Below are 3,421 nucleotides of genomic sequence, written 5' to 3' on the forward strand. Positions count from 1 at the left end.
CTACAGCGCTCTGACTTACAGCCAGCAAGAAAACGACTTGCGAATTCGAACGGCCGACGGCGGGACATTGACTGTCGGTCCGGATGTCACGGTGCGCAACGCTTCAGGGTCAACCTTTACCACACTCGGGAACGGGAACGCCGACACGATCGTTCTGGGGACGGTCCAGTCCGATTCTTCGGGCGGCACCCTGCGGGTGACGGGGAAAACGGTTTCCAACCAAGGATCGATGCGGGCCGACGGCGGCACGCTTGATCTGAACAATGTCACCGGAGACCTGGGTGATGCGAAGGTTTCCGGCGGAGGCACGTTGGATGTCGCCGGGACGTTCACGAACAACCTGGGGCAAACGATCGACGGATCGAATCTGACTTTCCGTGGCACCTGGAGCGGAGCGGCACCGATCACCGCGACGGGCGTCTCAACGGTCGATCTGGGTGGGACATGGACCAACACCTCGGCGATCGCTGTCGATTCGGGTTCTCTGCTGCGTTTGAGTGGGAGCTGGAGCAATGGCGGAACGATCTCCGCGAACGCGTCGACGGTGGATTTACTCTCGCACGGCGAGACACTCGGGTCGATCTCGATCGTGGATTCCCGAATCAATCTTCAAAGCGGCTACACGACGTCGGAACTGGAATCGATCAGCAGTGGTGACACAAGCGCTTATGTCCAGCCGGGTGGGACGTTGGACAACGCCGGCGACGACTTTGTGCTCGCGGCGGACGGCTACAAGTTGTACCTGGACGGGGGGAAGATTTCCGGCGGGACGATCTCCAGTTCCGACGACACGAAGTTGATCGCGACCAGCAACGACGGGACGCTTGACGGTGTCACGCTGAACGCGGACGGACTGGTTCAGCAGAGTGCGATTGTCAGCGTCACCGGAGGCTTGAATGTCAACGGGCTGCTTCGGTTGGAGCGGACGACGAACAATGCCAGCGATTTCTATGACACCGGCTTGGACTTCTACGGCGAAGGGGCTGAATTGGGCGGTTCGGGCGTTGTGGAACTCTACAGCGTGCTGACGTACAGCCAGCAAGAAAACGACTTGCGGATTCGCAGCGTGGATCAGTACCCGTTGACGATCGGTGAGAACGTGACCGTTCAGAATGCGCCGGGTTCGACTTACACGACCCTCGGCTATTCGCAAACGCCGCTGAGCATCCGTGGAACGATTGTTGCTCAATCCACCGGTCAGACGTTGCGGCTGACCGGCAGCGAAGTCATCAATGCCGGCACGCTGATCAGCCGTCCTGGGGCGACGCTTAGCGCACGCGTCCTCTCGCAAACGGCTCCGGGAACCACCGAGGTGGGGATCAATGGAGATAGGTCAAGCGAATTTGGACGGATCTCCGTCGACGGCGTTGCGGAACTTGATGGGGCGATCCGCGTTGACATGTCCGCCGATGCGGATCTCACCGACGGGACGGAACCGCCGGCCGTTTCCGACTATCAATTTGATGGTGACCTCTCCGACTCCCTTGGTGGCCCGTCGTTGGTATCGAATGGTGGAACGGTCCAATCAGGACAGTACGTGTTCTCCGCCAACCAAGGTTTGAAGGTCGAGAACGCGATTGCGAACCCGTCCGAGTACTCGATCGAGCTGACCTTCACTTGGAACTCAACCAGCAATTGGAAACGATTGATTAGTTTCGCGAATCTTGCCGATGACACGGGGCTCTACTCGATCAACGGACAACTGTACTTCTGGCCGAATGCTGCGGGTGCAGCGGGAGCGATTCAAGCAGGTCAAGAGGTCACGGTGTTGCTGACGCGAGACGAGAGCACGCGAGAGGTTGTCGGCTACGTCAATGGGATTTGGCAGTTTTCATTCATAGACTCGAGCAACCGTGCCGTTTTCTCTGCCGCCAACAACGTGGCGTGGTTCTTTCAGGACAACGGATCGGAAGAAGGCAGCGGGAGCGTGAACCGCATTCGCATTTTCGATCGCGTGATCAAGTCTCAAAGCATCATGGGGTTCTTTTCATCGGGATCGGTGGTCGGCGCTTACGCGGATGAATCCGGGTTGAATCTGGGGTCCGGGTTGCAACTGCAACTACAGTCCGCCGGCGGTGGTGAGTTGGAATTTGCTGCCGTCGCCCCGACGAATGATACGACAGCTCCGCAAATTCAGGAGATCGTCCCGCCGGACGGCGGCGTGGGGCCACGGGTCCAAGATTTGGAAGTGCGATTCGACGAAAGGATGGATGTCACCACGCTCACGCCTGGCAATTTCGCAATCAACGGTCCGACGGGAGCGGTTAGCCCCGAAGTCTTCCGAGTCACGGACCTAGGCAGCGCCGTGACGCTCGATTTTCGATCGCTTGAACCCGGCAGTTACACGCTGACCCTGGCCGCGGATCAGCTGACCGACCGCAGTGGCAACGCCCTCGGCGCAGGCGACATCACCTCAACCTTCACGATCGAAGCCCAAACCGCCACGTGGATCGCTGCCGGCAGCGGCAACTGGGATGATGCGGCGAACTGGCAGGATGGCCGCGTGCCCCAGCCGGGCGATGATGTGGTGATCAATGTTCCCGCCAACGCAACCATCACGCATCGCTCGGGTTCGACCCAGATCAACAGCCTGACCACCGCTGGCAGACTGAACCTGACCGGTGGCCGGTTGGATGTGATCGACACCTTGCAGGCGGACGGCGGAATCACGATCGACGGAGGAACACTCGCGGGAGCGACCGTGATCGGCACCGGGGAGATCTCCGTGTCGAGCAACACCAGTAATCGGCTGGACGGCGTGACGTTGGAAACCAACATTGCGCTGACCGACTATCGAGATTTCCTCCGCATCGACAACGGATTGGAACTCAATGCGACGATGACCGTGGGACGTCAGGCTCGTGTCTATTTCCGCGGTAGTCAGTCACTGTCGGGCACCGGTGAAGTGCTCGTTTCGCAAAGTCACACCGACGCGTCCTACGCGCAGGGCCTGTTTCTGGAGCAGTCCTTCACGACACTGGTGATCGAGGATGGCATCACGGTCCGCGGCGGCAACGGAGCGATTGGGCGCAGTGGTTATTGGGGCAGCGCGAACAATGTGAGTGTGATCAACCGTGGAATCATCGCCGCGGATACGTCGGGTCGAACGATCGAAATCCGACCCGACGGAGGATCCTTTACGAACGAAGGAGTCATCCGCGCGGACGGCGGCACACTGGATGTTGATGGATTGGCCGGCAATGGCGGTACCCTCGAACCGATCTCGGGAACGCTGGACCTGAGTGGCAATTACGTTCTGGATCAGAACGTCAGTGGCACGGGAGTGACGGTGAACCTGCGTGGCACGTGGGACAATCAGGCCACGATCGATTTGACCAGCAGTAGTCTGACCGTTACCGGCAACTGGACCAACAACGGCACGATCACCACGACCGGCGGATCGGTTTTCCTGAACGACAAT

General features: G+C 59.5%; 1 protein-coding gene. It reads left to right on the forward strand.

What is annotated here, in order from left to right; translation table 11 throughout:
- Positions 1–3,421 (forward strand): beta strand repeat-containing protein (locus FYK55_RS28590; RefSeq protein WP_150080036.1); only part of this gene is annotated, 3,421 nt, incomplete at both ends.

The organism is Roseiconus nitratireducens (genome assembly GCF_008629675.1).
Classification (GTDB): domain Bacteria; phylum Planctomycetota; class Planctomycetia; order Pirellulales; family Pirellulaceae; genus Stieleria; species Stieleria nitratireducens.